Source organism: Scytonema sp. NUACC21 (assembly GCF_054684315.1).
In genome coordinates, this window is record NZ_BAAFZH010000106.1 from 248,631 (window position 1) to 267,308 (window position 18,678).

Sequence of the window (18,678 nt, forward strand, 5' to 3'; positions counted from 1 at the left end):
TCAGCCGTAAGCGCTCTGGATTCGGGTTCCCACTCTTTTTATTGAACATTTAGGGAAAGCTGGTAGTAAAGCTTACTTAGAAGCTCTTGAGCAAATTCTTCCATTAGTTTCATCCTTTAGCGTTCATACTTCAGCCATTTTGTACTAGTACCGCTCAAGTTTGCAATGAACAACCCCTGCATATCAAAAAAAAGGGGAGAACTAGGGGAGATTTCCGGAACAGTTTCCGAGCGCTCTGTATGTATAGATTAAGCAAATCTCTCCAAAGAGAGTTGAAAAATTACACGCATATATTAGAGCCGGGAAATATATTTTCTCATCGCATCCTAGCAGATGCTCTGTTGTCATCTTTAAAAATAATTAAAGGAGAATATAAGTAAAATGAAAACATTTCGATTTTTGTCCAACATCTCAATCAAATCTCTCAATCCTAAACTACAAGCATCTCTAACTCCCAGGTTTAGGAAAAAAAGTGGTTGTTCTCCAGAAGCTAAAAAACAAGGTAAGTGTTAAAGTTTGATTTTTCAATTTAACATTATAGCATTGATCTCTGGTGTGTTACATTTCTTTAACGCACCATTTTCTATTTTCTATAACTCGTTTGTGTGCTTTAGATACGCTTGTCTAATACAGACTTTATTGTTTTTAACCCAGGCTTGTAACCTAGGAAAAAAGAGATTTATTGAATGTGTAGTTGGAATGAAAATGTCAACGTTTCATGTTGTCACAGAGATAGCGTTTATCATTGTCATTAGAATTTTTGAGATAATCACTTAGCCAATTGCAACCACGTACTAGTAAATCATCTAAATTTAAATTCCATAGAATAAGTTGGTTTTTATTATCACCAGAAACAAGCATATTGTCATTTGCGGTAAAACTAACGCTGTTTATAGAATCACCTCCCGACTCCTCAAGTTGGAAAAGTTCTTGCTGACTATCGAGACTCCAAATCTTAATAGTATATGAATTTGCAGCAGCAAGGAGTTTGCCATTGTGGCTGAAACTGACACTTGTGACAGGACCGAGATGACCATCAAGGGTTTTGGGTTTGGGATTGTCTAGTTGCCAAAGCTTGACTGTGAGGTCATCGCTTCCAGAAGCAAGGGTTTTACCATCAGGGCTAAAACTGATGCTCCTAACTGGCAACTCGTGGTGACCGAGAGTTTTGATTTTCGGAGTTTCTAAACTCCAAAGTTTAATGCTGTTGTCCTTACTTGCAAAAGCAACACTTTTACCGTCAGGATTGAATGCGATGCTTGCGATCGCACTGTTATGCCCATTAAGAGTCTGCAGTAACTGACCATTCAAACTCCAAAGTTTGATAGTTTTATCAAAACTTCCAGAAGCAATTGTTTTACCGTCAGGACTGAAACTCACACCAGAGACAACATCGCTATGCCCATTAAGGGTTTGCAGTAACTGACCATTGAGATTCCAAAGTTTAACAGTCTTGTCTTTACTAGCAGATGCGAGAATTTTGCCATCTGGGCTGAATGTAATGTTTGTTACAGCACCATTATGTCCACGGAGGGTTTTCAGTAAGCGACCATCTACACTCCAGAATAGGATAGTGTTATCGTCACTAGCAGAGGCAAATATAGTACCATCGGGGCTGACAGTGACACTATTGACGGAACCTCTATGTCTATTAAAGGATTTCAGCCCCTGACATTGCACACACCAAAGTTTAACAGTATTATCGCCACTAGCGCTAACGATGGTTTTCCCATCGGGACTAAAACCGACGCTGAAGAACCGTTGGATATATCCATAAAAAGTGCCAATCGTTTTACCATCTAGATTCCAAAGTTTAATGGTATTGTCCCAACTTGCAGATGCAAGGGTTTTGCTGTCAGGGCTAAAACTCAAACTTGAGACAAGACTGGTATGCCCACTCAAAGTTTTGGATTTCCCATCATCCAAATTCCAGATTTTGATGTTGCTGTCTTTACCCCCAGAAGCGAGAGTTTTACCATCAGGGCTAAATGTAACGTTAATGACAGCACGATTGTGACCAACGAGAGTTCTCAGTAACCGACCATCCAAATACCAGAGTTTGATAGTTTTATCCTCACTACTAGAAGCAAGGGTTTTGCCGTTGGGGCTGAACGTCACACTTGTTACAGCCGCACCATGTCCATTAATGGTTTTTAGTAACTGACCATTCAGATTCCAAAGCTTAATGGTTTTGTCTTCGCTACTAGAGGCAAGAGTTTTGCCGTCGGGACTGAATGCCACACTTGTTACAGCCGCACTATGTCCATTGATGGTTTTTAGTAACTGACCCTCCAGATTCCAAAGCTTAATGGTTTTGTCTGCGCTACTAGAGGCAAGGGTTTTACCATCAGGGCTAAATGTCACACTTGTAACTTCTTTGCTATGCCCAATGATACTTTTCAATAAGCGACCATCACGACTCCAGAGTTTGATAGTTTTGTCCTCGCTAGCAGAGGCTATCATCTTGCCATCAGGGCTGAAACTGGCACTGTAGACATTAGCTTTATGCCCTAGTAAACGATTTTGCTCTGGCATTTCGTAAACTGCTTGCCACAAAGTCGATTTAACTAGCATTTGGGTTTCTGAAGAAGCAACACCTAATTTTTGGAGTTGTTGCCCTGCTTTGACTGCTTCTACAAGCGATTCCAATCCATTATTCAAGGCAAACAGTCCTCGCGAAGATTTACTGAGGGCTTCAACTTCGTTCTTGGCTGAATTCTGCCAGTTCCACCAAGCAACCCCAGCCAAACCCAAAGCCAATACCAAGCCACCCGAAAGCCCCAAGAAAGCTATTTGCCGCCTGCGCTTTTGCAGATTTATCTCTCGCTTCCTTTGTTCTAATGAGAGCAGAATAAAACTTTTCTCTGCAGAACTCAATTCCTCTGGGCGTTGCAGCTGCCAGTATTCTGCGTCACTTAATGGTTTTCCTCGCAACAGTGTTCCTATATCTTTATTACTACTTTCCCACTGACGGATAAGCATCCGCAGGTGCTCTTGCCACCGGCGAAACTCACCGTCAGTTTGCAGCCAGTCTTCCAAGCGTCCCCAGTTTTTTATCAGTGCCTCATGCACAATTTCTACTGTTTCTTCCCCTGTGGACTGATTGCAGTTTGTGACTACCAAGCGGTGTGATGCCAAATGTGTCACCAAATCCCAGTTTAATGTGCGAACCTCATCACGAGTTGCTAACCTCCGGGTAGCCTCTGTGTCTTCCCCCAAACGCACCAATTGCACAAACACTCGCTTTGCCCTCGTCCTATCTGCTTCATTTAACTGGGCATACACAATTTCTGCGTGGTTAGCTAGTGCTTCCTCTACGCCACCTATTTCCTCATACCCTTGATGGGTTAGCAATCCCTGGCTCTGTTTTGACCATAGTTGTGTCAGGGCAAACTCCAGCAATGGTAAACGTCCCGGCTGCTCCTCTAAGCCACGTATGAGTTTATTTGTCAAGCCATTTTCCAGTTTAACCTGCATTTGGGCAGCGGGTTCTTCAATAGCCGATCGCAATTCCTCTGGGCTCATGGGGCCAAGGTTCAAAACCCTTTCCTGCAAAGCATCGCTCAACGGGCGGTAAGATAGGGCATATCCGTAAAAGTCAGCCCGTAGGGTGATTACCAAAGTAAAGGCAGGAGCTAATTTCACTGCTGTCAACAATGCATCTAAGAAATACTGGCGTTGTTCTTCCGAGCAAAGAGTATACAATTCTTCAAACTGGTCAGCTATAAGTACCAGGCGAGTTCCGGGCTGCTGCTGTACTAATTTTTCAATAAATTTGTATAAACCTTTGCCATCCTCTCTGAAGATAACTTCTAGTTCCAGTTCCAATAAGCGACGAGAGTTGTCAGTGACTGGTGAGGGGCGATCGCCTATCATAAGGTCTAAACCCGCTACCAAATGATAGTTCTCTTTATTGGTAAGTTGTAATCCCCCTCTATTCAGCAGGTAACTGTTCGCTGTTTGACTGGTTAGAGTTAAAGAAGCAAATGCTGCTGCCAATGCTTCAACGGGATTGTTTCCCGGACGAAATGAAACTATTTGCCAATTAACAAGAGTCTCCCGCCTTAATTGCGGAACCAATCCTGCAAACACTACACTAGACTTACCGCTGCCACTACAACCCACCACAGCCACCAGCGACTTTCTTTTCACCGCTGCTACTAAATTCTTGGTAAACTGTTCTCTGCCAAAGAATAAGTCTGCGTCTTCCTCACCGAAAGCAAATAAACCACGGTAGGGACAAGGGGGAGTTCCGCCTAACTTTAACCAAGTGGGTGGTTCCACGGCTGGGTTTTGACAAATCATCGGTAACCAAGAAGCACCGGGAAAGTCATCCTCCAAACCTTGTAACCTCCGACGTGCTTGCTGAACAGCAAGATACAGAGGTAGTCGCTCAAGCGCGAAACCTTGCAAAAAATACTTAAAAAATTCTGCCGCTACGCCATTTGGAACTGGTTCCCGCATAACAATAACTATGGGAATATTCAATTTTTCCAGTGCCAATGCTAATCCCAACCCATCACAAGAGTTAAAAACTGCCAGTTGCAAACCATTATTAATTGCTGCTTTCAGGGCTTCTCCCAATTGTTCAACTGTCAGGCTGTTGTTTATTGGATTTTCGTTGATGTAAATTCTGCCGGTTTCACCTTCGGTTTGACTGTGCCCTGCGAAAAACAGGATATCCCAACCTCTATAATCCCAAAGCTGGGAGTTTAATTGCGAACGAGTTGGATTGACAAGAGAAACAACTTCTGCATCTGGTAACCTACCAAGGGACTCAATTTCTGTCTCTAAATTGAGGTCTTTGCTGTTGCCCATTACAGCCAATATTCGGACTTCCCTCCTTGGTGATTTTGGCTGCAATGTTTCACTGCGTTTGTACTCGGGTCTGGACAAAGCCATTTCTGCTCTGGGATAGTCATTGAAGAAGTCCCAGCGATACCAAGGTATGCGTTGGAGTGTTTTATCGTTGGTTTCAACAATGACTCGTATTTCTTCAGTTGGATCGAGTTGCGATCGCAATTGATGGGAAATGTTCAGGAATTCAGGAGACTCCAGCCAAACATTGATGCTCTGTTGCATCTTTTGGCACAACTCCTCAAAACTCATCTGCGAAACGTTGGTTATCCCACCCTCATCAAATTCGAGTTCATCATCATCTTCTTCTAGGTAATTTGGAGAACGTAAATATTGCCGACTACAGAGATTCTTATAAATTAACTGCCAATCTCTATACAATTCTATTAAATGCGGTGCTGCAGGTAAGCTGCCCATAAATTGCTGTGGAAGGGGATTTCCTGCCGACCATAACTGAGCGGTCACTTTTGAAAATCCGTTGTTCAAATCACCACTTCCCAGGTTAATAACAACTGATTTACTTATAAACTGTAGACGCTTTTTTTGCATAAATGCTTTTTAAGAAGCCAATATAAATTATTTTTTCTAAAAGTCAATTAAGAATTTTCAAGAAATCAGGGGGTCAAGTTAATAATTTCATGCATCATTAATTGACAGGATTTCCAGCTTATGCAGTTGAGTTGGTGCAATGGGAAATTGGTATTTGCAATTGTAAATACTTATTTTTTAATACACTGCAAAAGTGAATATTTCGTGAAGATATTGTAAAGTTTGATGACGGCAATAGCACCAAACCTCCGTTTCACGGTATTTTACCAAAATCTATTCCTTCTCCCTACCCGTCAGTAGGTAGGGCTATGGCACACAAATTTACCGATGGTGCCTACTTGCCCACCTTACTAGATGTTAGATATTTGGAATTGTCAAAAGAAACCCAAGATGACTACTTGCCTTTTGGTTTTTGACCGCCAGTCCCATGACGTTGTTCTTTCAAACCTCTACTACTTTCCTTTTCTAACTCTGAAACTGAAAGCTTGTTTCCATACAATTCTCGACCATCAAGGGCTGCAATAGCACTATTTTCGTCAGCTTGATTTTCTAGATCTACTTCTGCTTCTGCTTCAGACAAAATTCTAATTTCACGAACATCACCATATTCCGCAAACAGGTCTATTAAATCTTGCTCGGAAATTTGTGAAGGTAGATTGTTAACCCCGATTGTCATATTTTTCTCCCACTAAAGTAAAAAATACACATTCAAACAAGTCAACTAGCAATCAAACAATTTTAATTCAATCACAGAGACAGCGATCGCCTTCTTAAAATGAATACTTAATCAATCAATCGATTAAACTAATCTTGGCTATAATTCAGATGCATACCTGAAGTCATTCTAACAACAGGGCTTGAAAGGGCGATCGCCATGACCACAGCAACCAAAAAACTCACCCTAGAAGAATATCTTGCTTATGACGATGGGACAGACACCAAGTATGAGCTAGTAGATGGAGAATTAGTGGAAATGCCACCAGAAAGTGATAAAAATAACTTAATTTCCCTCTACGTATTATCAAGATTTCTCAAATTTGTTCCTATCAGCTATTTTTCCTGAATTAAAACTGACCGCAGCGCAAGTTTTAGACCAGGAGAACGGGATTTGCCTTGAGTTCTCATGACATAACAATTTAACTATGCCATACAGCAGTTTTACCTTAGCGAAGGTCAAGAAAGAGTTTGGTTTAACCACCGTTGAAGCAGGACGGTTTCTACCGCCGATTGACGCGATCGCACCTAGTTCTCGCTTACAAGCAGTGCTGGAAGATTTACCGTGGGCGATTGCTGTTGGTTCGGAAAAGGCAAAGTCTGAGGGAATTATTTACCCAATTTTGCAAGAAGTAAGACGGATTCTCAATAACCAAGTCAGTTTGTTTTCTGGTCGGGATTTTACGGTTGATGTAGACAAAGGGTTAAGTGGTTATGTCGATTACCTAATCAGCCGTTCTCCAGAACAACTAGAGATTGAAGCGCCTGTTGCGATCGTGGGGGAAGCAAAACGGGATAACCTGAATGAAGGTTTGGGACAATGTATTGCCGAAATGATTGCGGCTCAATTATTCAATAAAGCAAATCAGGTGAATATTCCCACGATATATGGAGCTCTTAGCAATGGAACCCAATGGCGCTTTTTGAAATTGGAGGAGTCAACGGTGACCATCGATTTAATGGATTATGCACTACCTCCAGTTGACCAGATTTTGGGCTTTCTAGTTTGGATGGTGCGAGAAGGTTGAGGGGTTAGAAACGGAGTGATGTTATGCGCGAGTCTGTAATTTATCAGGACATTCAGCAAGAAAAAGCGTTATCGATTGTTATGCGACAACTTCGTCGTAAGGTTGGAACTGTTCCACCTACACAGCTATTGAAAATTCAAGCTTTAACCTCAACACGGTTGGACAATTTAGCAGAAGCTTGACTCGATTTTAATAGTTTGGCTGATTTAAAAGCTTGGTTAGCACAAAATCAAGGTTGATATTAAGTGACATCTTGCACCTTCTTTGTGGGAGGGGGTGGTGGGCAGTGCCCACCTACGAAACTACAAGCTTTTTGGGTTTTGATTTTCACTTGGGAGTTGATGGTGCAAGATATGAGCTAACCTAGTTAGCAACTTGGGTGATATTATTAACAGTTTTTGCCTCTACATATGCTTCTTTACCTGTAATCAATCTAGAGCGACGATTGCGAGTGATATAATTCCACGCCCACTGGAATACTACTAGCAATTTAGTGTCAAACTCGATTAAGAAGTAGATGGGTCTCGGTCGAGCAACCGCGCTTAAACTTACCAAGCAAGGGTATCAAGTTTTTGCAGGAGTCCGCACAGAAAAAGACGGTGAGTCGCTAAAACAGGCTGCATCTGGTAATTTAACACCCATTATCATCGACGTTACAAAAGCAGAACAAATTAAATCCGCGTCAGAATTTGTCTCACTAGCGCTTGGAGATGAAGGATTATTTGCACTAATTAATAATGCAGTTGCAGCAGTAGATGGACCATTAGAGTGTGTAGCGATAGATGACGTCAGATGGAATTTTGAAGTCAATGTTATCGGTCAAATAGCGGTCACGCAAGCATTCTTACCATCGATAAGAAAAGCCAAAGGTCGCATTATCAATATCAGTGCGATTTGTGGCAGATTGGCTTTACCCTATAGAGGACTCTTATCTGCTTCAAAATTTGCCCTTGAGTCAATTACAGATTCTTTACGGATGGAATTGCGTTCTAGCGGAATTGAGGTTCTTTCAATCTTACCAGGGGGAATAATAACCCCAGAACAGGCTGACAAGATAGAAGCTGGTTATCAGGAAACATTATCTAAAATGTCACCCGAAGCTAAAGCTATATATGGTAAGAATTACAGAATATATATGGAAGGCGCAGTAAAAGGAAATCGCAGCACGGGTTTATCACCTGAAAAGGTAACAAATGTGATTTTAGAGGCGCTGGAAGCCCGCAAACCTAAAAGACAATACTTTGTCGCCCATTCAATGTGGGAACTTAGGCTAAATGCTTTGTATAAAAGATTAGTGCCGCACCAGTATTTTTATGACAATTTTTTTGAAAATCTGCGGAAACAAAAGGGATTTGATTAATATTTTTTGCAGGGCAAAATAGGAGTATAAGAGATGGCTGTGAAGTCAGAGTTGAAGTTTATGTTGAGGTAATGCATGCATTCAACAAAGTTAAAACTAGTGAAGCAAGATCGTGTTAGTCACTTGGTCAAGTTTGAGTAAATAGTAGTGAGCCGAAAACTAAAAAATGACTTCACAAAAACCATCTCAGGTCACAAATGAAATCCTTAAAGGCAATCTCATTAAACTGATGTTTAAGTTATCAATTCCCAGTACTTTGGGAATACTTATGCTTAGCTTGAACACTTTTCTTGATAGTTTATTTGCAGGACGGTTTATTGGTGAAACGGCTTTAGCAGGTATCTCACTTGCCCTACCACTTACAAATGTAGTAAATGGATTTGCTTTCTTAGTTGGTGTAGGCTCTGCTTCTGTTCTGAGTCGAGCTATTGGTTCTGGAGATATCACAACTCAGTCTAAAATATTTGGTAACTTAACCGTCCTAAGTGTTTTAATCTCCTTTTTTATCACAATTATTGGTTATATATTTGGTGAAGAATTAATTTTATTCATGGGAGGAAGCGGTGAAGTAGCCTTAGCTGGTGCTGCATATTTTAAGACTTATATTTTAGGTTCGGTATTTTTGATACTAGCGCAAGCTTGTAGCGAAGTTATTAAATCAGAAGGGAAAATGAGATTGGCTACCATATTTGGCTGTGTTTTTGTCATTGTTAATATCTTATTAAATTACATATTTATTGTTGTCTTTCATTGGGGAACATATGGAATTGCCCTTGCTACAGTTATTGGAATGGTTGTTTATAGTATTGTCAACTTAGTTTATTTCCTAGCTGGTAAAAGTTCTATCCCAGTTAATCCTAAAAAATTAGCTATAGCAACAGATTTACTACCCGGAATCTTATCAGTAGGAATATCTGCATTATTTTATCCAGTTATGTTATTAATTCAATATTTTTTTATTTTTAATTTGATTTCTTATTATGGAACAAATAATGATATTGCTTTCTTTGGAGCAGCATTAAAAGTTAGTTCATTTGCATTTATTCCCATCACTGGTGCAGCACAAGCATTACAACCTATCATTGGAATGAATTACGGAGCACAAAATTATAGCAGACTTAAGGCAGCATACTTGACTTTTGCCATCTTTGGAACTATTTTATTAATTTTAATGTGGCTACCTCTACAGATATCCCCGAGGATGTTTTTAGGATTAATTCTACCGAACGTTAATTTTACAAACTATGATATTCTAAATTTTAGAATTCTTAATATATTAATACCAATATGGCCTTTAGCCTTCTTCAGTAATACACTTTTTCAATCTATAGGAAAAGGTCAAGTTGTTTTAATAGTAATTTTATTGAAAAGTCTGGTTTTCAATGTACCATTAGTACTACTTTTTTCAAAACTTTTAGGATTAAATGGTATATATTATGGAATAATTTATGCAGATATTTTATTTATGTTAGTTGTATTTTTATTAACTTTTTTAGAATTTAAGAGTTTTCGCTCAATATCGTAAAAGTATAAAAGCCTAAATACAATTTAAAGTAAAATTATATTTTTTATAGATTGATTTATTTTGGAAAGTTGCTAAGTAAAAATTTATTTTTAATCTCATAAATGACAATTCATTATTCAGACATCATACAAGAGGTGATAGTATGGCAACAATGGGAAAATACTGTAAAGCATATCCAATCAAAAAATTACGTCTGTTTTCTCAATGGAGTGAGAATTCTGAAAATACGAGGACAGAAAAGCAAAAAGTCGATGGTAAAGAAGTTGAAGTCAAGAGGATTTTGATGGATGATTATTTTTTATATTTGCAAGAGAACTACTTAGTTACAGATGGTATTTTCAAGGATAAAAATACCACTTTTAACAATGTTACACCTGAGTGGAAAGAGTTTTGTCACAAGACCCTTGAATTTGAAATTCCGGTTTATGAAGCTGTACAAGTACAGGCATCGAACAGTTAAAACAAAAGTAATTCTTAATACTGAAGTGTAAGACAATAAGTAATAAATATCGAGAGGCAAATTATGTATCAAGAAGACAAAGAAGACACCACAATCTACAAAGTGGTAGTTAATCACGAAGAACAGTATTCCATTTGGCCATCTGAGCGCGAAAACCCTCTAGGTTGGAAAGATGTTGGAAAAAGTGGTCTGAAGCAAGAGTGTCTGGATTACATCAAAGAAGTGTGGACTGACATGAGACCGCTCAGTCTCCGGCAAAAGATGCAGGAAACAGCTGGCAACACATAGTAACGTTCATTAAAATGGAGAATTTTTATGGTTAAGTCTGTTTCTCAGCCCAGAGTATGGTTCATCACTGGTAGTTCCAGGGGCTTAGGTCGAGCATTGGCTGAAACATTGCTTGAGCAGAACGAGATAGTGGTGCTAACAGCACGGAATCCACAGCAGGTAGAAGATTTAGCAGCAAGCTTTCCAGATCGAGCTTTAGCGGTGCAACTTGATGTCACAAAACCCGAAGAGGTGCGGGAAGCAGTAAAACAGACCATTGCTAACTTTGGGCGCATTGATGTACTTGTTAATAATGCCGCATATGAAGTTGCGGGAGCAATCGAAGAAATCAGCGATCGAGCAATTCGCCATCAGTTTGAAACAAACTTTTTTGGGGTCATAGAAACCCTTCGGGCAGTACTACCTCATATGCGACAACAAAGAAGTGGGCACATCCTTAATGTTTCATCAATAGCTTGCTTTGTGAACGGTGCTGGTGGAGGTATTTATTGCAGTAGCAAACTTGCACTAGAAGGACTGTCCGGTTCGCTAGCCAATGAAGTCGCACCATTCGGTATCAAAGTTACAATAGTTGAACCAGGCGGGCTTCGTACAAATTTTTTCACACATTCTTACGTCTTAACTGACACCCAAATTGAGGACTATCAGGCATTGATTGCTCACCTACACCAGAGAGCGCTCTCCGCTGATAGCAGGGGTCTAGGTGACCCGAAAAAAGCAGCTTTGGCAATGATTCAAGCAGTTAACAGCGATCGCCCACCACTGAGATTAGTGCTGGGAGCGGATGCAGTAAATATTATTGATGCTGCATTAGAGTTTATCAAAGCAGAACTAGATACTTGGAAGGAAGTCTCTGTGAATACTGCGTTTGAAGAAGTTGTAGTGGGTAAAACCTGAGTTAGTAGTTAGAGCCCTTACCAACGTACCTCACTTGATTGGGAAAGGCTATCAGAAAAAGTAACTAACAATCGGGATATTGGTGTGGATGTTGAATGTATCTGCACCAGTTTTTTATATGAAAACATTGTTAAAACATTCTAAATAAAAGCTATAAAAATAGCCATAAAATTAAATCCTAATGTTTGATAAGTAGGTCAGCGGAAATAAAAGCAGTTATGTTGTTATGTTAAGGAATGTAAAAATCGCTATAGCCCTTACAAATGACTGTTGACGAATGACAGAGAATAACCTTAAAGATTACAAGCAAGCAGCTAGCTATGAAAAATCAATTGAGCAGCAGCCATAATGATACAAAAAAACAAGCTTTTAATAGCCCAATTTTATCAGTACAAGGCTTAGGACGCCAAATCCAAAATCGTTGGCTGTGGCGGGATTTGAGTTTTGAATTATATTCAGGTGAACGAGTCGCGGTGTTAGGTGCTTCGGGTTCCGGTAAAAGCTTGCTGCTGCGTGCATTAGCTGGTCTTGATACAGTACAAACAGGGCAAATTATTTTTGGGGGAAAATCAATCAATTCTCACTTTATACCCCACTACCGTTCTCAAATTATTTACTTGCATCAGCGACCAGCCCTTTGGGAAGGAACTGTCGAAGAAAACCTTCAGCAAGTGTATCGTTTAGCAACTCACCGCCATAAAGTTTATAACCGCCAGCTAATTCTAGAATATTTGCATCTTTTAGGTCGTGATGCTGATTTTTTGCGGCGTCCAGTTAGTGCTATTTCTGGAGGTGAGGGTCAAATTGTGGCATTTTTACGAGCTTTGCAACTTTCGCCGAGCGTGCTATTACTTGATGAGCCAACTGCTTCTTTAGATGGGTCAACTGCCAATAGTTTAGAAGCTTTGGTTGCAGCTTGGCTTAATGATGACCCACAACGAGCTTATCTTTGGACCAGTCATGACCCAAATCAGTTGCAGAGATTAACAACCCGCCAAATTACTTTAAATGGGAGAACGGATGGAAACTAGTTATATCTCTATTAGCTATGGACAACTCGCTTTGGCGGCTTTTTTTGTTTTTATTAATATCGGTCTTTCCTATGCCTTGCGTTTGGGACTAGCCCAAAGCCTTTTGATGGCGTCGCTGCGAATGGTAGTGCAGTTATTGCTGGTGGGATATGTATTGCAGTGGGTGTTTACTCTTCGCAACCCGGTATTGGTGCTAATTGTCGCTCTTGCCATGACTGTAATTGCAGGTTTTTCTAGTGTCAACCGTACCCGCAGACGATTTATAGGTATTTATTGGAGCAATTTTGTTTCTCTGTTAAGCGCTTCATTTTTGGTTACGGGTTTAACAGTGAATGGCATTATTCGCGTTGCACCTTGGTACGACCCACAATATCAGATTCCCATGTTGGGCATGGTTTTGGGTAATGCCCTCACCGGTACGTCCTTGGCTTTAGACCGCTTTCTAGAGGATTTGACTACTAAAAGAGAGCAAATAGAGGCATTATTGGCTTTAGGAGCTACCCGTTGGGAAGCAGCACATCAGTCAGTAAAAGAAGCTTTAAGAACGGGTATGATTCCCACTATAAACTCTATGATGGTAATGGGTTTAGTTAGCCTACCAGGGATGATGACCGGACAAATTTTGGCAGGCGCAAACCCGACTGACGCTGTGCGCTACCAAATTATTATTATTTTTACTCAAACCTCGGGAACTGCGATCGCCACCATAGGTGTCGTAATTCTAGCTTTTCTAGCTTTTTTTAATCAGCAACATCAGCTTGCAGAGATTCCACGAAAAGTCAATTAAGCAAATAGCTTGACACATTGCAGATCTTTTCGTTATGAACGTCATTATTTATTATTTGCCCTTGGTTCTTTGTGCGACAAATGACGAGTGACTAATGACAAAAGACAAAGCACAACTCTCACGAGTAAAATACTTGGCTAACGGTCAGAGGTAGCCTAGAATGAGAAGTTATGATTCCTACATCAACTTTTAACTCCTTCGTTACGTTTCCCAAGCCCAACCCTCAGGCGAACTTACGTCTGTTTTGCTTCCCCTATGCAGGTGGTAGCTCTCTGGTTTTTCGCAAATGGTCAGACAGTCTACCCTCAACTGTAGAAGTTTGCCCTGTGGAACTTCCCGGACGGGGAGCCCAAATGAAGCTGGCTCCCTTTACTCGACTGGTTCCTTTGGTTGAGACTCTAGCTCAAGCTCTTAAACCCCATTTAGACAAACCATTTGCCTTTTTCGGTCATAGTATGGGTGGGCTTATTAGCTTTGAGCTTGCTCGTTTACTACGAAAAGAGTACGGTATAGAACCAGTACAGCTATTTATCTCCGGTCGTCGCGCTCCTCAAACCCCTGATAAAAAACCACCCATACACGCTCTGGACGAACCAGAGTTTAAAGAAGAATTGCGTCTTCTCAATGGGACTCCCAAAGCCGTGCTTGAAAACGCTGAATTGATGGAAATACTTGTTCCCATCATACGGGCAGATTTTGAAGTTTTGGAAACCTATGTTTATACTCAGGAACCACCACTTAGCTATCCCATAGCTGTTTTTGGTGGTTTGGAAGACTCAGAAGCTAATCGTGAAGAGCTGGAAGGATGGCGGGAGCAAACAAATTCGAGTTTTTCATTGCAAATGTTTCCCGGTGACCACTTTTTTATTAATTCAGCGCAGTCGCTCTTGCTGGAAAGCCTAGCCAAGCTTATTTTAAATTTGAAATTTTAGATTTTCGATATACTGATAGTGCTTTTGAACGGATATCACAAAAATGTAGGGGCGAACAACCGTTCGCCCTCTTAATATGTGTTCCAATTAACATGAAATAGGACGAGAAACCCGGTTGCCAAAAACCGGGTTCTCACGCTCAAAATACCTTACGCTCTTCTAAATGAGCCTGAATATCCTGACGTGTGCGCCAAACCGGATGCAGTTGTTTATTTGCAAACAGCTGCAATTGATCCCCAACATGGGGCGAGCCTGGTTGAGTTGCATTACCGTAGCTGGTCAGTGCCATTGCCCGCACTGGGTTAGAAAATTCAATTGCAGCGACGTAGGAATCACCCTGGAATGGTTGGAAGCGTCGATCTGACCCAGGAATAAACGTGAGGACACGGAAAATACCCAGATCGCCATCACCACCATTGGCAGGCAAATCCACATTGCCGTACCGCAGTCGGAAAACGTCTCCCCAAGGTACATCTAGAGACCCGTATCCCTTCTGAACTTTAGCAGCCGCAGTTACCAGTTTTGCGATCGCGTCTTTGGGATCGGCTAAACCATCAGGAGTCGTGCGTGGTGAGTCTTCACTCCAAGGAATACTAAACGCTTTCTCTAAGTCCATCTCTTGAACCCAAGCGGCAAATAGTACTGCACCCTTACTATCCGCATTAGCTTGCTTATTCCAGGCTTCTAACACATCAGCAGCTTGCCGTGCTAATTCGCTTCCCTGATTTCTGGCAGCAGGAATTAAGTCATCTAAGATACGGTCTGCCAATTCCATACGGGTTGAGTGCTTGTATTCCACCATTTCATTGAAAGAGATTTTCTCATCCTCTGCCAGCATTCTTGCAGAACGCTGTGCCCGAAAATCCATGAAACGCGGTGCCATATAGGGCGGATACTTGTCTGGTTTGATAGCAGATGGAAATGTGGTTGTCCAGGGTGGGTCGTTGGCATTTTGCAACCAACCACTGGGTGGGTCAACGATACGCGGTAAATCCTGGTAAGGATGAATTTTCGTCCATAATGTACTTGAGGTATCACCAGGGATAATGCCTTGCCAGTATTCAAAATCACCCTTTTGCCGAATCGGAACATCACCATTAAATAGGTGCATGATGCGCCCGTCTCTATCGGCGTACATAACCGTGAACATCGGGAGTTGCTGGCGTTGGAGTACATTTTCAAATTGCTTGAAGTTTTGAGCGCGTGCCATATCCCACCACTCCTCCAAGGCACCGGGTTTGTCAAGACCCACAACTCGCAACGCTATTGCTTTACCGTCTTTCTCGGACACCACAGGTCCGTGAACAGAACGTTTTACTAATAATCTTTGTGTTCTGAGTGTGCCGTCTTTTTGCTTGACCTTCAAGGTCAGATTTTCTGCCTCAAAAGCACGGGTTTTGCCATCAAATTGGTATCCATTATCAACCAGTTTGAGTTCGTATGCGTCCCAGCCATCATGAGTGTTGACGGTGTGAGTCCAGCCTAAATTGTCGTTGAATGCTATATTCAACACTGGAATTCCCACTAGTGATGCTCCATAGGCATCAATACCGGGAGCCGTTATTTGAGCTTCATACCATAAAAATAAATCTGACCACGGCAAGTGTGGATTTGCCAGTAGCATGGCTTTGCCACTATCAGACCTTGATGGTGCGATCGCCCAACCATTAGACCCTGCTTTTTGCTCTTGTGGTCCTAGCCCTGCAACCACCTCTGGGTTAACCACAAAAGTGAAATGCAGTACCCGGTGTAAATGAGCCAACACATCCTCCCCCTTCACGGGAAGTACAGCCTTGACCTTGTCGTCAATCTTGTCACCATGCTCCTTCGCATAAGCATTGATTCCATCGGCAAAACTATCAAGATATTGACGAAAGGGAGTATTCTGTACTTTGTACCAAGAACGAGCGCGTTCGGGGACTCCCACAGTCAGTACCCAACGGTCAGAGTCTAAATATTCTTCTCCCCAGTATTCAGCAGCACGTCCCCGTGCTTGACCGTACAGACGCAAAAGTAGGTTACCGTGACTCTGCATTTGTGCCCAGCCAAAGGCTTTAAAGGCACTGGGGATATCCTTGCCATAGATATGGGGAATACCGTAGGTGTCCCAAAGTATTTCAGTGGATTTTGTCACTTGTGCTGGAACATAGTTGCCAACAGCCAAAGTAACAATAAAACTAATTATCAACAGGAAAATCCACGTTGACCTTGATGTAAACACCCTGAACGCCTGGTGTATGCGTTTTTGAAAAAGTAATATTCGTTTTTGACTAAACAACTTGACCCTACTGGCATAATTAATGGGTTTTAACAGTTGATAATAATATGCAATAAGCTATGCCTTTGTCAAATAGCTGTTCCCGATTGAGCCCATTCCAACCACATCAAAGATTATTTATAATATTTGAAGTTGTGCGATCGCAAAAAGCTGCACGACCAAGCAATCTCCAAATATCAAGGAAATTGCTGTTAGTTCATCTGTACAAAATACTCACTTTTTGTAACAGTTGGAAAGTGTTCGGGTTTGGAGAAAATGGAAAACACGCTTTCTCTCTTCAAAAATAGCCTCTCCTCGCTCCCCATACACAAAGTTCGTACATTAAAATGAATTGTAATTTTCGCTACATAAACACAAGCAGTCATGGTCGAAGCAAACCTGGTTCAGCAGGAAAATACATCTGGTTCCGTGCAAGACAAGGTAGGGCACTGGGTGTTACTATCAACAATTCTTGCCTCAAGCATGGCTTTTATTGATGCCTCGGCGCTTAACGTCGCCCTCCCTGCATTGCAGGAAAACCTTGGAGCAAGCGGTATACAACTCCTGTGGATTGTCAACTCCTACCTGCTCATGCTCGCCGCACTTATCCTAGTAGGTGGTTCTTTGGGTGATAAACTAGGGCGCAAAAAGGTGTTTGCCATCGGCATTTGCCTGTTTATACTGGCCTCAGTGGCTTGTGGGTTCTCCCCAACGACCAAATTTTTAATTTCAGCGCGAATCTTGCAGGGCATTGGAGGTGCGATGATGATTCCAGGCAGCCTTGCGATCATCACCGCCTACTTTCAGCCAGAACACCGTGGTTCGGCTATTGGAACATGGTCAGCCGCAACCACAATAGTGACAGTTGCTGGTCCTGTACTGGGGGGGTTGTTGGCGGATGCCGGATATTGGCGCGGGGTGTTCCTCATTAACGTACCCATAGGAACGATCGCGCTCCTCATCCTGTGCTTGAAAGTTCCGGAAAGCCGTAACGAAGAAGCTTCTGTCAAAATAGATTACCCAGGTGCAATTCTAGCCACCCTGGGATTGGCAGGGCTGACCTACGGTTTTATTTCTCTATACGACTTTGGATTTGGCAACCCGCGTATTTACCTTACACTCATTAGTGGTGCTATTGCATTGGTATCTTATGCGATCGTCGAAGCCCGTTCTGCCCACCCAATGATGCCCCTGTCCCTTTTCAAGTCGCGGACTTTCAGCGGTACTAACCTATTGACATTGTTCTTGTATGGTGCATTGAGTGTAGGCACTTTCTTTTTATGTCTAAACCTAGTGCAGGCCCAAGGCTACAGCCAATCTATAGCCGGATTGGCAGATATGCCCTTTGCTCTGCTACTGAGTGGGCTGTCCCCTTGGGCGGGTCAGCTAGCAGACCGCTACGGTTCCCGTTTACCACTGATTGTGGGTCCTTCGCTGGCTGGGCTGGGATTTCTGCTGATGGCATTTGTCGGGCTTACTCATGGCGCTTCCGAATACTGGACGACATTCTTTCCTGGAATTCTGGTCTTTGGGCTGGGCATGGCAATTACCGTTGCACCACTAACAAACGCAGTGATGGGTTCTGTGACGGCACAGTATGCGGGAACTGCATCGGGAATTAATAATGCTGTTTCCCGTACAGCTGGGGTACTGGCGATCGCTATTATTGGTTCAATAGCGCTGTCAACTTTTGCAGGCGCGTTACAAGAGCACACTGCCTACATTCACCTCTCCAAAGCAGCACGGCTTCTGTTGCAATCCCAAGCAAGACAACTCGGTCACATATCCCCAATTGTGGGATTGGCACCGGAAAATATGGATGCAGTAGAAACAGCAGTCAAACTAGCGTTAGTTGATACTTTTCGCCTAGTCATGATAATTTGTGCTGGACTGGCGTGGCTGAGTGCAGCAATGGCAGCGCTGTTGGTTGAGAATTCGCACAAGGAATAAAGACTGTCCTTAGTCCTTTGTCATTCGTCATTTGTAGGGATTG

14 protein-coding genes and 2 pseudogenes are annotated in these 18,678 nt (G+C 42.0%); 12 read left to right on the forward strand and 4 right to left on the reverse strand.

Going from position 1 to position 18,678, the window contains the following annotated elements; genetic code table 11:
- Window positions 1-708 precede the first annotated feature (708 nt).
- Both ACYRY3_RS38875 and ACYRY3_RS38880 read right to left on the reverse strand, forming a co-directional pair.
- Window positions 709-5,406: an nSTAND1 domain-containing NTPase gene (locus ACYRY3_RS38875; protein ID WP_460207083.1), complete on the reverse strand. Its 4,698-nt coding sequence runs from the start codon at window positions 5,404-5,406 to the stop codon at window positions 709-711.
- A gap of 394 nt (window positions 5,407-5,800) precedes the next feature.
- Window positions 5,801-6,082 carry an RNA recognition motif domain-containing protein gene (locus ACYRY3_RS38880; RefSeq protein ID WP_460207084.1) on the reverse strand — a complete coding sequence of 94 codons (282 nt, stop codon included), beginning with the start codon at window positions 6,080-6,082 and terminating at the stop codon, window positions 5,801-5,803.
- 198 nt (window positions 6,083-6,280) lie between these two features.
- Between ACYRY3_RS38880 and ACYRY3_RS38885 the strand changes: the two are divergent.
- From ACYRY3_RS38885 to ACYRY3_RS38895, 3 genes and pseudogenes are all read left to right on the forward strand, one after another.
- Window positions 6,281-6,454 (forward strand): annotated as a pseudogene (locus ACYRY3_RS38885) (Uma2 family endonuclease); the annotation flags it as partial.
- Between the two features lie 94 nt (window positions 6,455-6,548).
- The gene (locus ACYRY3_RS38890; protein WP_460207085.1) at window positions 6,549-7,148 is read left to right on the forward strand and encodes a hypothetical protein; all 600 of its coding nucleotides are present in this window, start codon (window positions 6,549-6,551) and stop codon (window positions 7,146-7,148) included.
- A gap of 23 nt (window positions 7,149-7,171) precedes the next feature.
- On the forward strand, window positions 7,172-7,330 hold the full coding sequence (locus ACYRY3_RS38895) for a DUF4351 domain-containing protein (protein WP_460207086.1): 159 nt from the start codon (window positions 7,172-7,174) through the stop codon (window positions 7,328-7,330).
- Window positions 7,331-7,511: 181 nt separating this feature from the next.
- On the opposite strand, the pseudogene ACYRY3_RS38900 reads toward ACYRY3_RS38895, so the two are convergent.
- Window positions 7,512-7,667 (reverse strand): annotated as a pseudogene (locus tag ACYRY3_RS38900) (NAD(P)/FAD-dependent oxidoreductase); the annotation flags it as partial.
- Here ACYRY3_RS38900 and ACYRY3_RS38905 point away from each other — a divergent pair.
- The 8 genes from ACYRY3_RS38905 (at window position 7,666) to ACYRY3_RS38940 (ending at window position 14,428) form a co-directional block, all read left to right on the forward strand.
- Complete coding sequence (locus ACYRY3_RS38905) at window positions 7,666-8,508, forward strand: SDR family NAD(P)-dependent oxidoreductase (RefSeq protein ID WP_460207088.1); 843 nt, start codon at window positions 7,666-7,668, stop codon at window positions 8,506-8,508. The pseudogene ACYRY3_RS38900 and the gene ACYRY3_RS38905 sit on opposite strands and share 2 nt — an antisense overlap.
- 166 nt (window positions 8,509-8,674) lie before the next feature.
- Window positions 8,675-10,033 (forward strand): MATE family efflux transporter, encoded by a 1,359-nt coding sequence (locus ACYRY3_RS38910; protein WP_460207089.1) that lies wholly within the window; start codon window positions 8,675-8,677, stop codon window positions 10,031-10,033.
- Between the two features lie 142 nt (window positions 10,034-10,175).
- Window positions 10,176-10,493 (forward strand): hypothetical protein, encoded by a 318-nt coding sequence (locus tag ACYRY3_RS38915; protein ID WP_460207090.1) that lies wholly within the window; start codon window positions 10,176-10,178, stop codon window positions 10,491-10,493.
- A gap of 63 nt (window positions 10,494-10,556) precedes the next feature.
- On the forward strand, window positions 10,557-10,781 hold the full coding sequence (locus ACYRY3_RS38920) for an MbtH family protein (protein WP_460207092.1): 225 nt from the start codon (window positions 10,557-10,559) through the stop codon (window positions 10,779-10,781).
- Between the two features lie 27 nt (window positions 10,782-10,808).
- Window positions 10,809-11,678, forward strand: a complete 870-nt coding sequence (locus tag ACYRY3_RS38925; RefSeq protein ID WP_460207093.1) for an oxidoreductase — start codon at window positions 10,809-10,811, stop codon at window positions 11,676-11,678.
- Between the two features lie 320 nt (window positions 11,679-11,998).
- Window positions 11,999-12,709 carry an ABC transporter ATP-binding protein gene (locus tag ACYRY3_RS38930; protein ID WP_460207094.1) on the forward strand — a complete coding sequence of 237 codons (711 nt, stop codon included), beginning with the start codon at window positions 11,999-12,001 and terminating at the stop codon, window positions 12,707-12,709.
- The gene (locus ACYRY3_RS38935; protein ID WP_460207096.1) at window positions 12,699-13,496 is read left to right on the forward strand and encodes an ABC transporter permease; all 798 of its coding nucleotides are present in this window, start codon (window positions 12,699-12,701) and stop codon (window positions 13,494-13,496) included. The genes ACYRY3_RS38930 and ACYRY3_RS38935 overlap by 11 nt, the downstream gene beginning before the upstream one ends.
- Window positions 13,497-13,666: 170 nt before the next feature.
- A complete protein-coding gene (locus ACYRY3_RS38940) occupies window positions 13,667-14,428 on the forward strand; it encodes a thioesterase II family protein (RefSeq protein WP_460207097.1) in 762 nt (253 codons plus the stop codon).
- 139 nt (window positions 14,429-14,567) lie between these two features.
- Here the strand turns inward: ACYRY3_RS38940 and ACYRY3_RS38945 are convergent, their stop codons facing one another.
- Window positions 14,568-16,613, reverse strand: coding sequence for an acylase (locus tag ACYRY3_RS38945; RefSeq protein WP_460207194.1), 2,046 nt, complete (start codon window positions 16,611-16,613; stop codon window positions 14,568-14,570).
- A gap of 456 nt (window positions 16,614-17,069) precedes the next feature.
- On the opposite strand from ACYRY3_RS38945, the gene ACYRY3_RS38950 reads away from it, so the two are divergent.
- The gene (locus ACYRY3_RS38950) at window positions 17,070-18,635 is read left to right on the forward strand and encodes an MFS transporter (RefSeq protein WP_460207099.1); all 1,566 of its coding nucleotides are present in this window, start codon (window positions 17,070-17,072) and stop codon (window positions 18,633-18,635) included.
- Window positions 18,636-18,678 lie beyond the last annotated feature (43 nt).